Here is a 15,705-nt window from a genome sequence, read left to right as displayed (position 1 = left end):
GCTTTGCCAGCTCGTCTTACACCTGTCAGAGCTAACCGGGCGCTTCCGCTTTTCGGTGTTGTCCAGCTCCAGCAGCCAGCCCCTCGAGTCGCTTCAGCCTAACCGGCAATGGCAACGAACGCCATTACCGGTCAGGCTTCCAGCGCTTGTCGGGGCTTAACGGTTGCTTACGCTTTTCTTATTGTCCAGCTCCAGCGCGCAGATTCTAGGGTCATAAGCCAACCCAGCCGCGTGGCAAAAAGCGCCACACTGCTGGTCTGTCTTATGCCCGCCGAATCTACACGGGCGCTTCCGCTTTTCTTATCACCTCGACATTTTCTCCAGCTGTTTGATCATGCCGAGGGACAATCCTGTTCCGATAGCGACAGACTCGAGCGGCTGAGGTGCGATGTGGACGGGAACTGAGATTTCTTTCGACAGCCATTCCTGCATGCCTTTCAGTAAGGCGCCTCCTCCTGAAATGACAACACCCTGGTCGACCATATCCCCGGATAGTTCTGCCGGGCAATTTTCCAAAGTCGCGCGGATGCATTCCAAAATAGCGGATAAGGATTCTTTCAGTGCTTCCTGCGTTTCAAGCGAGCTCAAGTTGATGGTTTTCGGCAAGCCCGTCATGATGTCGCGGCCCCGGATTTCCATGTTTTCGGCTTCGTGGGGAACGGGTGCATAGCCAATTTCCTTTTTAATATTTTCAGCGGTGCGTTCACCGATTAGGACATTATACTGTTTCCGGACGTAATGAATAATGTCTTCATCCATGCGGTCACCTGCAACTTTGACAGTATTGGATGAAACGACTCCACCAAAAGAGATGATGCCGACTTCCGTTGTGCCGCCGCCGATATCCACGATAACGCTTGCGACCGGTTCACTGATCGGCAGTTCGGCTCCAATTGCGGCAGCCACTGTTTCTTCAATCAAGTGGACGGTTTTGGCTCCGCTTTGCTTCACGGCATCGTGAATAGCGCGGCGTTCAACCGTAGTCGCTCCAGAAGGCGTACAAACCATGACATTGGGCTTGCGAAAAGCACTTCCGAGCTGTTTTGCGGCTCTTTGCATAATAATTTTCAACAGGTCCCGTGTAACATCGAAATCTGCAATGACGCCATCTTTCAAGGGGCGGATGACGAGGATGGAATCGGGAGCTTTGCCGAGCATCGCTTTTGCCTCGTCGCCGATGGCCAGAACAGCCCGTGTTTTCGCATCCAGGGCAACCACCGAGGGCTCGTTTATAATGATGCCTTTTGATTTCGTGTAAACCAATATATTTGCAGTTCCTAAATCGATACCAATATCTATTGCAGAAAACATACGTGAATTCCTCCTATGAATAAAGACGCTGACTAGTTTGGATTCTAACATTATAGAAGATCAAGCGAAAGAGCCGAAGGGACCTAAAGTACAAGGGAAATGGATAAAAAAATTAATTATGGTATGGCTTATGGAGCTGAAAAAAACGGCTTCAGTGAAGAAGCCGTTTTTTATCGCTCAGTATTTTTTTTCAGGCATTGGATCTACATGCTCTGCATCGTGCGTGTGAAGCTCTTTTCCAAGGAAATGAAGAAGCGTGAAGAAAAACATGAAAATTACGGCCATGAAGCCGAGTACGACAGTAACACCATAAAACATAATGATAACTCCTCTCTAAACTGTAATTATCAATATTTAGTATACATGATTCTGCCGGAAAAAATAAGTGTCGAATTATCGATACTTAGAATGCCCAGTTGCCGCCGCGGAAAATCGGTTCACGGGTGCCGTCTTCCAAGACGCCGTCGATGTCCATTTCGGAAGACCCTACCATGAAGTCGACATGCGTGATGCTTTGGTTCAAGCCGTTTTTCAATAGCTCATCCTGAGACATGGTTTTTCCGCCTTCGATACAAAAAGCGTAAGCGCTTCCGATAGCGAAATGGTTTGAAGCATTTTCATCGAACAGCGTATTGTAGAATAAAATGTTTGAATCGGAAATCGGCGACTGATGAGGCACCAATGCCACTTCGCCCAGGAAATGTGAACCTTCATCTGTTGCAACAAGTTGCTTTAGGACTTCTTCACCTTGAGCAGCTGTCACTTCAACGATTTTCCCGTTCTCGAATGTCACTTTAAAATCGTCGATGATGTTTCCGCCATAGCTCAGTGGTTTTGTACTGGAAACATAGCCGTTGACACCCGTTTTATGTGGGACAGTGAAAACTTCTTCTGTTGGCATATTGGCCATGAAAGGATCGCCTTTTTCATTGATGGATCCGGCTCCACACCATAAGTGGCCATCAGGAAGAGCGACTTCCAAGTCAGTCTTTGGTGACGTGTAATGCAGTTTCGCATACTTTTTGCCGTTCAGGTAATCGACTTTCGTGTGAAGCAAACGGTCATGCTCCGTCCATGCTTCAATCGGCTGATCAAGATCTGCGCGGACTGCTTTAAAAATAGCATCCCATAAGGTATCGATCTGTTGGTCTGCCGGTACATCCGGAAAGACTTTAGCTGCCCATTTCTCAGAAGGCGCGGCAATGACAGTCCAGCTGATTTTATCTGATTGGACGTATTGGCGATATTTGCTCAATGCCTGTCCCGTCGCTTTTTGTGAAGCAGCGATGCGTTTCGAGTCGATTCCCGACAATAGATCCGGGCTTTGGGACACAACACTGATGAAAGCGGCGCCTTGTTCAGCCAATTGTTCACGTTCCTGTACTTTCCATGCAGGATAATCAGAAAACGAATCTTCCGGAGCTAATTCAAAACGCAGGCGCGAAACAGCGTCGTCATTCCAGTCGACATAGACTTGTTTGGCCCCTGATTCATAAGCCTTTTGCGTAATTAAACGAACCAAAGGTGCCGCCTCAATGGCAGCAGCGATATAAAGTTGCTGGCCGGGTTGAATATTTACTCCCACTTTTACAGCCAATTCCGCATAGCGGGCTAATTTCTCATTAAAAGATGTCAAATAAATCTCTCCTCTCATCACTTCTTATAGTAGCAATTTTCAATCACACCCTGCAATCATTTATAACGATATTCGAAATAATATTTTCACTTGCATTTTTTATTATAAAAGTTTATGATTTAAACAAATGTTTGGACGGAGGTGTTGAAATGAACCAGAAAGAAGTGGAAGTGTTGGAATTGATCCGCCGCAATCCGTATTTGTCCCAGCAGGAAATGGCGGAACGCTTGAATATGTCCAGGCCTTCATTGGCCAATTTCATCTCGAATCTCATGCGGCAAGGAAAAATTTTGGGGCGGGCTTACGTATTGCCGGAAGAAAAAACGGTTATTAGCATCGGAGGTGCCAATGTCGACAGAAAGTTTCTCATGGATCGGCCGGCGCAGATGGGGACCTCAAATCCAGCTTCCGTTTCCGGAAGTGTCGGTGGAGTTGCAAGGAACGTTGCAGAAAACTTGGGACGCCTCGGCCATTCCGTCAAGCTGCTGTCGATTGTCGGCAATGATCCTGAGTGGAATTTGATTGAAGCGGCTTCGAGCCCTTTCATGTCGACTGAATTGACAAAAGCCATGGACGGGCTTTCGACAGGAACCTATACAGCGATTTTGGAACCGGATGGTGAGATGCTGCTGGCGATGGCTGATATGAAAATCTACGATTCCCTGACACCGGACCATATCTCTAAAAATGACAGCACGTTATTGTCAGCTGCTTTTCTTGTCATCGATTTGAACTGTCCACTTGAAACAGTGGAATATGTTCGGCAGTTGGCACTGGCCAATAAAATTCCGCTCGCTGTCATCCCGGTATCCGCTCCAAAAATGGATCGGCTGGGCAAAGATTTGGCAGGCATCAGCTGGCTGATCTTGAACCGCGACGAAGCAAGCAAGTTTCTACAAATACCTATCGAATCAATGGATGACTGGCATAAGGCAGCGCAGCAGCTTTTGGATCAAGGAGCGGAAGCTGTGGTCATCACAGGAGGAAAAGATGGAGCGATAGCCGGCAATTCTGAGGGCATCCGCCATTACCATGCCATGCAAGTCGATCATGTTGCCGATGTGACAGGAGCAGGAGATGCATTTTCCAGTGCCATCGTCCACAGCGTCATGGATGGCAAGGAATTTGAATCCGTCATCCATTCAGGCATGGTCAATGCAGCAAAGACCCTGGAAAGCAATGCCACTGTCCGTCATGAACTGACAGCCATACTATTACAAAAAGAACTGGAGGAATTACAATGACATCAATGATTTCCTATTCAACTGAAGTACAACAAGCACTAGAGGACAAAAAACCGATTGTGGCACTCGAATCCACAATTATCTCCCATGGCATGCCATATCCACAGAATGTTGAGACAGCCCGTGTGGTAGAGCAGATTATTCGCGATAATGGAGCAGTTCCTGCAACCATCGCAATTATGGATGGCAAGATCAAAATCGGCTTGTCCGAGGAAGAATTGGAAATGCTCGGCAATACTCCAGGGGTTTCCAAAGTATCAAGAAGAGATATCGGCCAATTGATCGCAACCAAAAAAATCGGCGCGACAACCGTCGCAGCAACGATGATCTGTGCGGAACTTGCAGGCATCCGCGTTTTCGCTACAGGCGGCATCGGCGGGGTGCACAGAGGCGCTGAGACGACGATGGACATTTCGGCAGATTTGGAAGAACTGTCGAACACTGGAGTCGCTGTCGTTTGCGCTGGGGCAAAGTCGATTCTGGATATCGGCCTGACATTGGAGTATCTAGAGACCAAAGGTGTTCCGGTCATTGGCTACCAAACAGATGTAATGCCTGCATTCTATACCCGCTCAAGCGGTTTTGACCTGACGTTCCGCAGCGACGGGGCAGATGAACTGGCTCAAGTTCTGAAAGCGAAATGGGATTTAGGGATCAAAGGCGGGGCAGTCATCGCCAATCCAATTCCTGAAGAGCATGCACTGGAAGAATCATTCATCAACGGCATCATTGCACAGGCGATGGCTGAAGCAAAGGAAAACGACATTTCCGGCAAAGAAGTTACTCCTTTCCTATTAGGAAAAGTTAAAGAGTTGACAGAAGGAAAAAGCTTGGTCGCCAATATCGAACTCGTTAAGCACAACGCGAAAATAGGAGCCGAGCTCGCTGCAGCTTATAACAAACTTTAAGGATAAATTGTGAAAGAAGTCCATTCGTGGGCTTCTTTTTTTTGTTGGGGAGGTTTAATGGGTTTTCAGTCTCCTAAAGGTAGGGTAAGGAGAAACAAGGGGATGAAGCAGATGAAAACTGATGTATTCATCGGCGGGGGTGGAATCGGTGGATTGACGCTGGCGTTGAAATTGGTACAGCGTGGAATCGATGTGGTCCTCGCCGAACGGATGGCTGTCAAAGCACCTACCTATAAGGGTGAACTCCTGCAGCCAAAAAGTATGCAGATATTTGATGGTCTTGGCCTATATAAAAAAGTATGTGATCGCTCAAATGAAATTAAAGTTTTGGATATGCTTGAACTTTCGAGCTCGCTGCAAGTGAAAGACCAATCGTTCATGGATTACAGCGTACTGCCGGGCAAATACAATGCGGCTTATATGATGCACCACGAAGAACTGAAGTCCGTCATTCTAAAAGCAGCTTGCGAATATGAAAATTTCCATTACTTGAAAGGGACTGCCTGCAAAGGCTATGGAGAAAAAACGGCTTTGCTTCAGAAAGGAACAGAGAAACTTGAAGTGGAAGCAGCTTTTTTCTTCGGCGCAGAAGGACGTTCCTCTGTTACGCGAAAAGCGATGGAAATCCAGGTAAAGCAAACCACCTATAACCATCATTTTCTGACAGTCACGTTTCCGCGTGCTGAGGATTTCACGGACGGCAAAATCATCTCCACGTACAATCGTTTCCTCGGCCTGTTCCCGCTGCCGGACGATCAGGTCCGAAGTGTTTATTTGATTCCTCCAGGAGACTATAAGCAATTAAAAGAAAAACCAATCAGCCATTTCCATAAATTATATACGGATTTGGCTCCTGCAGTGGACGGCTATGTGCAGAAGTTGATGGATTGGAAAAAGATTCAATTGATGATTCCAGTCATGTACCATGCCGATTCCTATGTAAAAGGCAATAAAGCCATCATTGGAGATGCCAGCCACGCTGTTCATCCGATGGCGGGGGAAGGGATGAATATGGCAATCCAGGATGCCGATATCCTGGGTGAGCTGACAGCAGATATGTTCGAGCAGGAAAAAAAGGACAACGATAACTTGAAATGGTATGAAGCTGTCCGCTACAAACGGGCAGACCATGTGATCCAGCTCAGCCATCTGGCAGCACTCGCTTATTCATTTCCGTTCAAACCGGTAAGTTATATCCGCCAGCGGACATTCGAGCGCATGGAGGAAGACCCGATTCTCCACTTTAAACAGATGCTGAACGTTTCCGGGCTTGGGATGTGGAAAGAAAACTTCCGCGACCGATTTATTCAAGGAGGCATCATGCCTGTTCGCATGAAAGATTTAACAAAAGGCACCAAAGAATTGAAGTATTATACACCGGAAGAAGATTATCCATGGAAAGCGGAGGGACTCCAATGATTGATGTCATGAAGATGTTTAAAGCCAGAATGTACATGAAACGCAATGAACCTTTTCTCTACAGCTGGCATGCCTATGTCGGCTATGAACTGGATTTGTTCAAAGCTTTCGAACGCCCGGTCACAAAATTTGATGTGGCGGATGCCCTGCAATTGGATGAAGACCTGCTGAATCAGTGGGTGAGTGTTGGGGTATCGATCGGCCATCTGAAAGAAGCGGGAAGAAACCGTTATAAAACCTGGAACGCCTGGAAACTGCCAAAACCCAAAGGCAATAATTCCTCGGGTGTCCTGTTGAAGGAAATGATGGAATTGCATATTCCGACATTGTTGAATTATCCAGAGATGATGCGCAAGCAGGAACGCCTTCACTTTGATGAAGAAAAACATGCGCCTACAGTAGCTGAAACGAGCCGATTGCTCGAAGTCCTCGCTCTGCCGAAAATGTCCAGACGCCTAAAAGGAACTGATATTGAAACCGTATTGGATATCGGCTGTGGAGAAGGCGGCTACATCAAACAATTAGCTGAACGCTTTCCAAGGACGCATTTCACAGGAATTGAAATAAGCCCCTCTGTCACGGAAGTTGCAAAAACCCTCACTAAAGAAAATGAAAATATTACAATTGAAAATGCCGACCTGTGGCAATATAAGCCTTCCGAAAAACAAGGAATGGTCATGATGAACAATGTCATCCACTATATCGACCTCGAAAAACGCCAGGAGCTATTCACCGAACTGGCCAGCTGGATCAAAAAAGAAGGATTTCTGTCAGTAGTGACCCCAATTGCCGGTGGCAGCGACAGTCCGCCATTCGCCAATGTCTTCAACAGCTTCTTCTCATCGTTCGATAACCTCTACCGATTGCCGACACGCGAAGAATTGGCCCAATGGGGGGAACAGGCAGGACTCGAATTGCTCAGCATCCAAACCGTCATAAAAGAAGGCGGCTGGTATATTGTGCAGTATGAAAAGAAAAGCTGAGGAAGCCGTTAAGGTTCGACAGGCATAAGACAGACCGGCGAAGCGGCATGTTTTCAGCCGCATAGCCGGGTTGGCTTATGACCCGAGAACCTGGCTTCCGAAGCTGGACAATGAGAAAAGCTGAGGCGACCGTTTTGCTCCGACAGACATAAGATGAACTTCCGAAGCGGCGTTTTTTGCCGCACAGGAAGGGCAGCTTATGATCCGAGGAGCAGGTCGCCGAAGCTGGACAACGAGAAAAGCTTAGGCGTCTGTTCAGTCTCGACAAGCGCTGGAGGACTTGAAGGTAATGGCGTCCTTTGCCATTAGCAGCAAGTCCGAAGCGACTCGAGAGACTAGACGCCGAAGCTGGACAAAGAAAAGCTGAAGCGACCGTTCTGCTCCGACAGACATTAACCTTTCAAAGCAACGCATGAATTTTCATCAAAACAAAAATCCCCTGAAGGAGAAGATCCTTCAGGGGATTTTAAAATCTCTTATTTTCGCAAAGAACCAAGCTCTGTAGCAATGGCCTGCATTTCACTTGTACTGAACTTGTCGCGAGTTGCGACCATTTCGTACAGTTCACGCAAATCTTCGTATTGCGAAGCGTTGAAATGTTCGGCTTTCATTGCATCTACATTGACCATGCGCAATTTCGATTTTATTTCTTCGATCATAAAGCTGACGTTTTCTGGAGATGGGTTTGATAAGTCCATGATAAGTTCCTGCCTTTCAGGTGGATATGCTTAATCATTTCATTATTCAAATGTAATGTCAATTGCCAGCTCGTTCCGCTTCTTTTTCTTCTTTGATTTTGGCGATGATGCGTTTTGTTTCGTAGACAATGACTCCGGACAAGCCAAGAAGTCCGATTAAGTTCGGGAATGCCATCAAACCGTTCATGACATCGGAGAAAGTCCAGACGACGTCAAGTGACACAGTTGCGCCGACGAAAACCATCAACACGAAAGCGATGCGGTAAACGACCAGCAATGCCGGATTCTTGAATAGGTATTGGAAACATTTCTCGCCGTAATAAGACCAGCCGATAATCGTAGAAGAAGCAAAGAAAATCAAACCGATCGCGACGATGATCGGACCAGCACCACCTAGAAACTGTTCAAAGGCAGCAGTCGTCAATGCAGCACCTTCGAGTGATTTGTCGGTGTAAAGGCCGGACATAACAATTGTGACACCTGTAATTGAACAGATGATGATCGTATCGAAAAACACCTGTGTCATGGAAACCAGTGCCTGGCGCCCAGGAAGGTCTGTGATGGCTGCAGCTGCAGCAATCGGAGCAGAACCAAGCCCTGCTTCGTTGGAGAAGACGCCTCGAGCTACACCATAGCGGATAGCGGCGCCGATTGCACCACCGGCTGCCGCTTCACCCGTGAAGGCAGCGCTGAAAATTGTACCAAAAGCAGCGGGTATGAGTTCCATATTGAAAATCATGATAATTATTCCTGCAATTATGTAGAATAATGCCATAAAAGGAACGAAGAATGAAGTCACGCGCCCTATGCTCTTGATTCCGCCAAGCAGAACCAAGGCTGTAAAGATAGTTAGAATGATTCCTGTAATCCATGTGGGAACACTAAATGTATCGCGAACAACAGAAGCTACTGAGTTCGATTGTGTACCGTTTCCGATTCCGAAAGCGGCAATAGCGCCGAAGATAGCAAATAAGACGGCCAGCCATTTTTGTTTTAATCCGTGCTCAAGATAATACATGGGTCCGCCAGCCATTTGGCCTTTAGCATCGACTACACGGTATTTGACTGCCAGGACAGCTTCGCCGTATTTGGTGGCCATACCGAAAAAGGCAGAAAACCACATCCAGAAAACAGCACCCGGTCCACCCAAAATGACAGCTGTTGCGACACCGACGATATTACCGGTACCCACCGTTGCAGCCATGGCGGTCGACAATGCCTGGAAATGGCTGATATCTCCTTTAGAGGTCGTATCCGTGTTCTTAGTGAAAACCAATTTTAAAGCGTAAGGCAATAAGCGGAGCTGCAGCACGCCGAGACGGACCGTTAAGAAAATTCCTGTTCCTACTAATAAAATCAATAAAGGCGGTCCCCATACAAACCCGCTGATCGTGCCCAATAGTTCTTCAAACTGTGCCATTATTTCTCCCCCTTTTAAAATTCTATTTCTATCTGAAAACCTCCTGTAAACATAATATTCCGAAAGTTTTTCAATATAGTCAAGTTATTTTTAAAAAATAGTTTCAGTATAAGTGTTTAAGTTTTCAAAGATTAGGGAAAATTCCTAACAGATGTGAAAAAACATATTTATATTGGGAGGAATTTAGGATGAGCCAAAACAAATTGATGACAGGTTTATTAGTAGGAGCAGCAGTGGGGATTATTGTCTCACTACTTGATAAAAATACGAGAAACGATGTTGTGAACAAATCGAAAAAAGCTAGCAGCAGTGCAAAATACTATGCTTCCAATAGAGATGAATTGGTGCAGGCTTTCCAGCAACAGGCTGAAAGAGCGCAAAATCTGTATTCACGCATTTCGGAAGATGCTTCTTACGTGGGAAGCAAGGTAAATGAATTGAAAGAAATGTCTCCGCAAGTGAAAGAAATGGCGCTTGAAACAAAAGAAGCGTTTATGGATACGAAAAATGCAGTTGTAGAAACAAAAGACGATGTAATTTCGGCAGTTAAAGAAGACAATCCATCTCCGACTTCTTCTTTGACGGATGATACAAATTCTTCTTCAGGATCTAGCAATAAATCATCAGGATCTGATAACAAGTCGCCCCAATCCGATACTAAATCAACATCAGGCAACCAGTCCGGAAACAATTCAAATTTTGGGAATCGGTCATAATCCGATTAGCGACATGAAAACTGCAGGACAGCAAGAGGATGCAAATCAGGCTTCGGTTCACTCGGTAACTTTCGATGTGACCACAGGGTCTGGGTTTCTAAAAGAATTGCTTCAGAGGATTAAAGACGTCGATGTGCCAGGACTTGGAGCGCAGCTGGCGTTTTTTTTCCTCTTATCAATTTTTCCTTTGCTGATTTTCCTGGTAACTTTGTTGCCGTATTTGGCTATCTCTGAAGATGAAATTTATAGTTTCTTGGAAGAAGTAGTTCCGGCAGAAGTATATACACTGATTGAAAGCACACTTGTGGAAATCTTAACTAATCAAAATACAGGTTTGCTGTCTTTTGGTATTTTGGCAACTATCTGGTCGGCAAGCCTCGGAATGAATGCTTTGATTAAATCGCTGAACCTCTCCTATAAAGTTGCGGAAGATCGCCCAATTCTTTTAGCGAGGGGAATGTCGATTATCATGACGGTGCTGCTGATTTTTATACTAATCGTGGCATTGGCGTTGCCCATCTTTGGAGAGCAGCTGGGCTTGCTTATTTTCTCATTTCTTGGATTGGAAGAAGGGTTTCTGGCATTATGGAACTCCATCCGTTTTACCATTCCGGGGATCATCACTTTTGTAGCCTGTGCCATCATCTATTGGCTGGCTCCTAATGTGAAGATGAGTATACTGAGTGTTTTGGGAGGCGCCGCCTTTGCAGCAAGCGGCTGGCTGCTGACTTCTTACTTGTTTTCACTTTATGTCAGCAATTTTGGAAATTTTTCAGCTACCTACGGCAGTATCGGTGGGGTTATCATTTTGATGCTGTGGCTTTATATCTCAGCCATGTTATTGATCGTGGGCGGGCAAATCAACGCGGTGATGAAAGAACGGCGGCATTTACTTAAGAAAAGGACAGCTTGAGATGCATCTCAGGCTGTCCTTTTTTGTTTTGAAATCAACTACTAAACGATCTTTCACTTTCTTGTTCCTCCCGGCTGCCTGGCCCACACTCATACATTGCGGTTGAGCATCCGCAAGCCATTTAAGATGACCAGAATGGTGCTGCCTTCATGTCCAATAACGCCGATCGGCAAAGTGATGGTCTGAAAAAAGTTTGAGATGATCAGCAGGATGATGACAGAAACTGAAAAGAAGATATTCTGTTTGACAATGCGCTGCATTTTCCGGGAAAGACGGATGGAGTAGGCAATCCGCGATAAATCATTTTTCATCAAAATGACATCAGCAGTTTCCAAAGCAATATCAGTTCCGGCGCCCATCGCAATTCCAGTCGTTGCCGTTGCCAAAGCAGGGGCATCATTTATGCCATCACCTGTCATCGCTACATACTTGTACTTTTTCAGCAGTACTTTCAATTCTTCTACTTTATCGGACGGTAAGCATTCTGCAATGTAATCGTCGACTCCGGTTTCTTTGGCGATGACTGCTGCTGTTTTCCGGTTATCTCCCGTCAGCATGATGCAGTAGATGCCTGCTTTTTTCAATTCTTCAATCGTTGATTTGGTGATGTCTCTCACTGTGTCTTTCAAAGCCATAGCGGCAAGGATACCTTCTTTGTCTCGGACAAAAGTGACCGTTTTCCCCTGATTGGCCAGTTTTTCCAGTAAGCCATCTTCAAAAGCTTCTGCCAGCTCTTCACCGACAAACTTCGGCTTGCCGACGAGATAGTCTTCATTGCCGATAGTTGCTTTCAAGCCATTTCCTGGGACATCTTCGATTGCCAGATTCGATAGCGGATCGATTCCTTTTGACATTACGTAATCACTGATGGCTTTCGCCAGCGGGTGATTGGATTGGGATTCGATTCCTGCAATATTGGCCATGACAATCTGGGGGTCCGCTCCTTGTCGAATGACAAAGTCTGTGACTTCGGGTTGACCGCGAGTCAAGGTGCCGGTTTTGTCAAAAGCGATGGCCCTGACCACACTCAAATTTTCGAGGTGCATCCCGCCTTTGAAAATGATGCCGCTTTTAGCACCATTGGAAATCGCTGCGAGAGTGGCGGGCATAATGGAAGCGACAAGCGCGCAAGGTGAAGCCACAACCAGCAAGACCATGGCTCGATAAAAGGTCGTGTTCCAATCCCAGCCGAAAATATAATGCGGCAAGAACAGCATGAGTACAAATAGTAAAAGCACAACTTTTACATAACGGCCTTCAAAGCGTTCGATAAACTGCTGGGAAGGGGACTTTTCGCTTTGTGCAGATTGAACCAGGTCGATGATTTTCTGAAACATGGTTTCAGAACTCGGCTTGGTCATTTCCATCGTGATGGCACCAGACAAGTTGACGGTTCCAGCGAACAGCTCGTCCTCTTCATACTTAGAGACAGGGTATGCTTCGCCGCTGATCGCTGATTCATCGACAGCTGTTTGGCCAGTCTGCAAAATGCCATCAACTGGTATCCGTTCACCTGGTTTGACAACAATAAAGTCTCCAAGAGCCAGTTCTTTCAAAGGAACACGGACCGTTTGCCCTTCCTTCATCAACCAAGCGGCTTCTGGCTGAATTTCCATCAGGGATGTGATTTCTTTTCGGCTTTTGTTCATGGTATAGGTTTCCAGCGCTCCGCTTAAGGAAAAGATGAAAATCAGAATGGCTCCTTCTGTCCAATAGCCGATGATGGAAGAACCAACAGCTGCCAAAATCATTAAAATTTCAACATTCAGCTGCCCGTCCTCCAAGGTTTTCAGTATACCGTACTTGGCTTTGGCATAACCGCCAATCCCGAAGGCCAGCAAATAGGTGATGACTGAGTACGTGATGTAATTCTGCAGTTCAAATGTAAAGGCGATGATGATTAAAATTCCTGAAAGAATCGATGCGATCAATTCGATATGAGTTTTAAAAAATGCCATGATGGTACCCTCTTTCTCCTGAAAGCAAATTTACTGGACGCGGTGAATAAAAGCTTTTCATGAAGTCAATGTAAGAGAATAGAATATTTAAAATCCGATTATTCTTTATAGTATCACATTCTATGGCGGCAAAAGAGTGCACAATTATCAGTAGAAGACAAAAGGAAAATCCGCTGCCACATGGGGCAACGGATTACTGTTTACTGTTCTTCAGTTGGACGGCCTTGGAATTGTTTCATCTTGTCATCTAAATCATCGACCATCGCAATCAAGCGATCAATATCTTCAAGTTCCGTGTTTTCCGGTTCAATAGCATCTAATACTTCCAAAAACATGCTCAAGCGCTGTTTCATGTAAGAAACTTGCTGTTCTTTGTTTGTGATGGATTTCCCCAATTGATACACCTCATTTCGCATGTTAATCGTAACGGAAACTGACGCAGATTTCAATAATGTATAGGTAGAACTAATTATTTTACTCTTTTATGTATTTTGAATATTTACTTAATGATAAGTTTGTGTTAAATTAAGTTTAATTAAACGAGAGGGGAGGCCGAAGGGAATCAGCGAAACCAGACCACAACATCAGGAATATCGAAGGAGGGGGTTCGCACATTTCGTCGGCATCTGAGACGAGAATGAGATTATGATAAATAATTTAACTGTATATAAACCATAAAAGGCTCATCCGCAATCTGAAATCAGATACGGAATGAGCCTTTTGTGATGCTTATCGGATTTCGAAGCTTTCGATGATTTCAATGGAATCCTTGACCGACTGCACCATCGAACAGTTTTTACGGGTCAATTCCATAACTCGAGGCATTTTTTCTTCGTTGATATCCCCGGTGACGATAAAGTGCAGGTGGACTTTATCAACCCGGTCCGCCTCTTCTTCATTGCGCACAAGCTCTTTAACCTCGATCTGAATGTCTTCAGCAGGCATCCGCATCTTATCAAGCACTTTTCTCATGACGCCTCCACTGCAGACTGCAAGTGAAGAAACCAATAATTGATATGGCCGGAAGCCGTATTCCTCGTTGCTCGAGATTTGAAGCTCTCCAAAAGGCATATGCCCCGTGAAGCCATTTTTATTCATTGAATAATTCATCTGTAAACGCCTCCTATGTTAGAATTGTATCTGAATTCCTAATAAATACAAAAGAACGTGCTTGTTCGGGGAGGCATCATGAAAGGTTTTTTAAAAAGTGAGCGTGGCCGATTTTGGATTCTCGTGGCCATCGTCTCGATTTCTGGATTTTCACAAGGCATGCTGCTGCCATTGATTGCAGTTATTTTTGAACAGGATGGTGTCTCCTCTGCTTTAAATGGCCTGAGTGCCACAGGTTTGTATGTGGGAACTCTTTTGATTGCACCATTTATGGAACCACAACTGCGGAAATTCGGCTATAAGCCCTTGATTTTGGTGGGTGGGGGACTGGTCATTCTGTCTTTGCTGCTGTTTCCTCTTTGGAAATCGGTCCTGTTCTGGTTTGTGCTGCGCATTCTGATCGGTGTCGGCGACCAGGCTTTGCATTTTTCGACGCAAACCTGGATCACCAGTACCTCTCCTCAGCACAGGTTGGGGCGCAATATTGCCATTTACGGCATGTCTTTCAGTGTGGGCTTCGGCGCGGGACCCCTTTTTGTTCCTATGGTGGAAATATTTGAAGCTTTGCCATTCATCGTATCGGGACTCCTTTGTCTATTGGCCTGGTCATTGGTTTTCTCGCTGAAGAATGATTTTCCTGAAGTATCCGGAAGTTCCATCACAACGAAAGGAACAGCCGGACGTTTCAAAGCGGCTCTAATTATTGCGTGGGTGGCATTTTTGCCGCCCCTCGGCTACGGTTTTTTGGAAGCCTCTCTCAATGCCATCTATCCGGTCTATGCTTTGCGACAGTCGATAGAAGTGGGCATGGTGTCGATTATGTTGGCAGCATTTTCAGCAGGAGCCATTGCGACACAACTGCCTTTGGGGAATCTGAGCGACCGGATTGGCAGAAGGAAAGTTCTGCTGCTGGCATTGATCGGGGGAGCGGCTGTGTTTGCGGCTGCCAGCTTTTATGAATCCAATGCTTGGCTGACCGTCGGATTTTTTGCGCTGGCCGGTATGTTTGTCGGTTCTACATTTTCGCTGGGCATTTCCTATATGGCCGATTTGATGCCGAAAGATCTTTTGCCGACCGGCAATCTCCTATGCGGTATCGCCTTCAGTATCGGAAGCCTTGCAGGGCCTTCCATGGGTGGACTGTTTATCGAATACTCCGGTGGCCTCAGCCTCCTGTTGTTAATCGCAGGGATTTTGATGCTGATTGCAGCGCTCATTGCTTTGAATGGCAATGCAAAAAAGGTGCGTACTATATAATTTAATCTAAAAAACTGGACCAGAGAATTTCTCTGGTCCAGTTTTTTATTGTTCAGCATAAGTTGTTGGATTGCTTTCGCTTTTCTTTATTGTCCAGACTCCAGCAGCCAGCCCCTCGAGCCGCTTCAGCCT

The 15,705-nt window shown here is 45.9% G+C and carries 15 protein-coding genes; 7 read left to right on the top strand and 8 right to left on the bottom strand.

Annotated features, from left to right (window positions below; genetic code table 11):
- Positions 1–303: 303 nt before the first annotated feature.
- The 3 genes from mreBH to ACRC6Q_RS17945 form a co-directional block, all read right to left on the bottom strand.
- Positions 304–1,311, bottom strand: a complete 1,008-nt coding sequence (mreBH, locus tag ACRC6Q_RS17955) for a rod-share determining protein MreBH (RefSeq protein WP_223642817.1) — start codon at positions 1,309–1,311, stop codon at positions 304–306.
- Between the two features lie 177 nt (positions 1,312–1,488).
- Entirely contained in the window at positions 1,489–1,629 is a 141-nt protein-coding gene (locus tag ACRC6Q_RS17950; RefSeq protein ID WP_223642815.1) for a hypothetical protein, read from the bottom strand.
- 85 nt (positions 1,630–1,714) lie between these two features.
- Positions 1,715–2,947, bottom strand: coding sequence for an aminopeptidase (locus tag ACRC6Q_RS17945; RefSeq protein ID WP_223642813.1), 1,233 nt, complete (start codon positions 2,945–2,947; stop codon positions 1,715–1,717).
- A gap of 149 nt (positions 2,948–3,096) precedes the next feature.
- Between ACRC6Q_RS17945 and ACRC6Q_RS17940 the strand changes: the two genes are divergently transcribed.
- From ACRC6Q_RS17940 to ACRC6Q_RS17925, 4 genes are all read left to right on the top strand, one after another.
- Positions 3,097–4,191: a carbohydrate kinase gene (locus tag ACRC6Q_RS17940; RefSeq protein WP_223642811.1), complete on the top strand. Its 1,095-nt coding sequence runs from the start codon at positions 3,097–3,099 to the stop codon at positions 4,189–4,191.
- Positions 4,188–5,099, top strand: a complete 912-nt coding sequence (locus tag ACRC6Q_RS17935) for a pseudouridine-5'-phosphate glycosidase (RefSeq protein WP_223642809.1) — start codon at positions 4,188–4,190, stop codon at positions 5,097–5,099. Before ACRC6Q_RS17940 ends, ACRC6Q_RS17935 begins: the two co-directional genes overlap by 4 nt.
- Before the next feature lie 111 nt (positions 5,100–5,210).
- Positions 5,211–6,518, top strand: a complete 1,308-nt coding sequence (locus ACRC6Q_RS17930; RefSeq protein ID WP_431467193.1) for an FAD-dependent oxidoreductase — start codon at positions 5,211–5,213, stop codon at positions 6,516–6,518.
- Positions 6,515–7,501 (top strand): class I SAM-dependent methyltransferase, encoded by a 987-nt coding sequence (locus ACRC6Q_RS17925; RefSeq protein WP_223642807.1) that lies wholly within the window; start codon positions 6,515–6,517, stop codon positions 7,499–7,501. Before ACRC6Q_RS17930 ends, ACRC6Q_RS17925 begins: the two co-directional genes overlap by 4 nt.
- A 476-nt stretch (positions 7,502–7,977) precedes the next feature.
- Here ACRC6Q_RS17925 and ACRC6Q_RS17920 read toward each other — a convergent pair whose 3' ends face one another.
- Both ACRC6Q_RS17920 and ACRC6Q_RS17915 read right to left on the bottom strand, forming a co-directional pair.
- On the bottom strand, positions 7,978–8,199 hold the full coding sequence (locus ACRC6Q_RS17920) for a DUF1128 domain-containing protein (RefSeq protein ID WP_223642805.1): 222 nt from the start codon (positions 8,197–8,199) through the stop codon (positions 7,978–7,980).
- A 58-nt stretch (positions 8,200–8,257) separates the two neighbouring features.
- Positions 8,258–9,619 carry an alanine/glycine:cation symporter family protein gene (locus tag ACRC6Q_RS17915; RefSeq protein ID WP_223642797.1) on the bottom strand — a complete coding sequence of 454 codons (1,362 nt, stop codon included), beginning with the start codon at positions 9,617–9,619 and terminating at the stop codon, positions 8,258–8,260.
- A gap of 188 nt (positions 9,620–9,807) precedes the next feature.
- Between ACRC6Q_RS17915 and ACRC6Q_RS17910 the strand changes: the two genes are divergently transcribed.
- Both ACRC6Q_RS17910 and ACRC6Q_RS17905 read left to right on the top strand, forming a co-directional pair.
- Positions 9,808–10,335, top strand: a complete 528-nt coding sequence (locus ACRC6Q_RS17910) for a YtxH domain-containing protein (protein ID WP_223642795.1) — start codon at positions 9,808–9,810, stop codon at positions 10,333–10,335.
- Positions 10,336–10,348: 13 nt separating this feature from the next.
- The gene (locus ACRC6Q_RS17905) at positions 10,349–11,248 is read left to right on the top strand and encodes a YihY/virulence factor BrkB family protein (RefSeq protein WP_431467177.1); all 900 of its coding nucleotides are present in this window, start codon (positions 10,349–10,351) and stop codon (positions 11,246–11,248) included.
- An 89-nt stretch (positions 11,249–11,337) separates the two neighbouring features.
- Here ACRC6Q_RS17905 and ACRC6Q_RS17900 read toward each other — a convergent pair whose 3' ends face one another.
- The 3 genes from ACRC6Q_RS17900 to ACRC6Q_RS17890 form a co-directional block, all read right to left on the bottom strand.
- Positions 11,338–13,206 carry a heavy metal translocating P-type ATPase gene (locus tag ACRC6Q_RS17900; protein ID WP_223642793.1) on the bottom strand — a complete coding sequence of 623 codons (1,869 nt, stop codon included), beginning with the start codon at positions 13,204–13,206 and terminating at the stop codon, positions 11,338–11,340.
- Positions 13,207–13,406: 200 nt separating this feature from the next.
- Positions 13,407–13,601, bottom strand: a complete 195-nt coding sequence (locus ACRC6Q_RS17895) for an SE1561 family protein (RefSeq protein ID WP_223642791.1) — start codon at positions 13,599–13,601, stop codon at positions 13,407–13,409.
- Between the two features lie 334 nt (positions 13,602–13,935).
- A complete protein-coding gene (locus ACRC6Q_RS17890; protein WP_223642789.1) occupies positions 13,936–14,316 on the bottom strand; it encodes an OsmC family protein in 381 nt (126 codons plus the stop codon).
- A gap of 78 nt (positions 14,317–14,394) precedes the next feature.
- On the opposite strand from ACRC6Q_RS17890, the gene ACRC6Q_RS17885 reads away from it, so the two are divergent.
- A complete protein-coding gene (locus ACRC6Q_RS17885) occupies positions 14,395–15,573 on the top strand; it encodes an MFS transporter (protein WP_431467176.1) in 1,179 nt (392 codons plus the stop codon).
- The last annotated feature ends 132 nt before the right edge of the window (positions 15,574–15,705 follow it).

This window comes from Planococcus sp. SE5232 (genome assembly GCF_050686535.1).
Classification (GTDB): domain Bacteria; phylum Bacillota; class Bacilli; order Bacillales_A; family Planococcaceae; genus Planococcus.
This window is presented reverse-complemented; position numbering and strand designations above follow the sequence as displayed.

Excerpts from the sequence above, each read along its gene's own strand:
- ACRC6Q_RS17925 (WP_223642807.1), top strand. The coding sequence starts at position 6,515 with ATGATTGATGTCATGAAGATGTTTAAAGCCAGAATGTACATGAAACGC.
- ACRC6Q_RS17930 (WP_431467193.1), top strand. The coding sequence starts at position 5,211 with ATGAAAACTGATGTATTCATCGGCGGGGGTGGAATCGGTGGATTGACG.
- mreBH (WP_223642817.1), bottom strand. The coding sequence starts at position 1,311 with ATGTTTTCTGCAATAGATATTGGTATCGATTTAGGAACTGCAAATATA.
- ACRC6Q_RS17920 (WP_223642805.1), bottom strand. The coding sequence starts at position 8,199 with ATGGACTTATCAAACCCATCTCCAGAAAACGTCAGCTTTATGATCGAA.
- ACRC6Q_RS17910 (WP_223642795.1), top strand. The coding sequence starts at position 9,808 with ATGAGCCAAAACAAATTGATGACAGGTTTATTAGTAGGAGCAGCAGTG.
- ACRC6Q_RS17950 (WP_223642815.1), bottom strand. The coding sequence starts at position 1,629 with ATGTTTTATGGTGTTACTGTCGTACTCGGCTTCATGGCCGTAATTTTC.
- ACRC6Q_RS17935 (WP_223642809.1), top strand. The coding sequence starts at position 4,188 with ATGACATCAATGATTTCCTATTCAACTGAAGTACAACAAGCACTAGAG.
- ACRC6Q_RS17885 (WP_431467176.1), top strand. The coding sequence starts at position 14,395 with ATGAAAGGTTTTTTAAAAAGTGAGCGTGGCCGATTTTGGATTCTCGTG.
- ACRC6Q_RS17915 (WP_223642797.1), bottom strand. The coding sequence starts at position 9,619 with ATGGCACAGTTTGAAGAACTATTGGGCACGATCAGCGGGTTTGTATGG.
- ACRC6Q_RS17900 (WP_223642793.1), bottom strand. The coding sequence starts at position 13,206 with ATGGCATTTTTTAAAACTCATATCGAATTGATCGCATCGATTCTTTCA.
- ACRC6Q_RS17905 (WP_431467177.1), top strand. The coding sequence starts at position 10,349 with ATGAAAACTGCAGGACAGCAAGAGGATGCAAATCAGGCTTCGGTTCAC.
- ACRC6Q_RS17890 (WP_223642789.1), bottom strand. The coding sequence starts at position 14,316 with ATGAATTATTCAATGAATAAAAATGGCTTCACGGGGCATATGCCTTTT.
- ACRC6Q_RS17940 (WP_223642811.1), top strand. The coding sequence starts at position 3,097 with ATGAACCAGAAAGAAGTGGAAGTGTTGGAATTGATCCGCCGCAATCCG.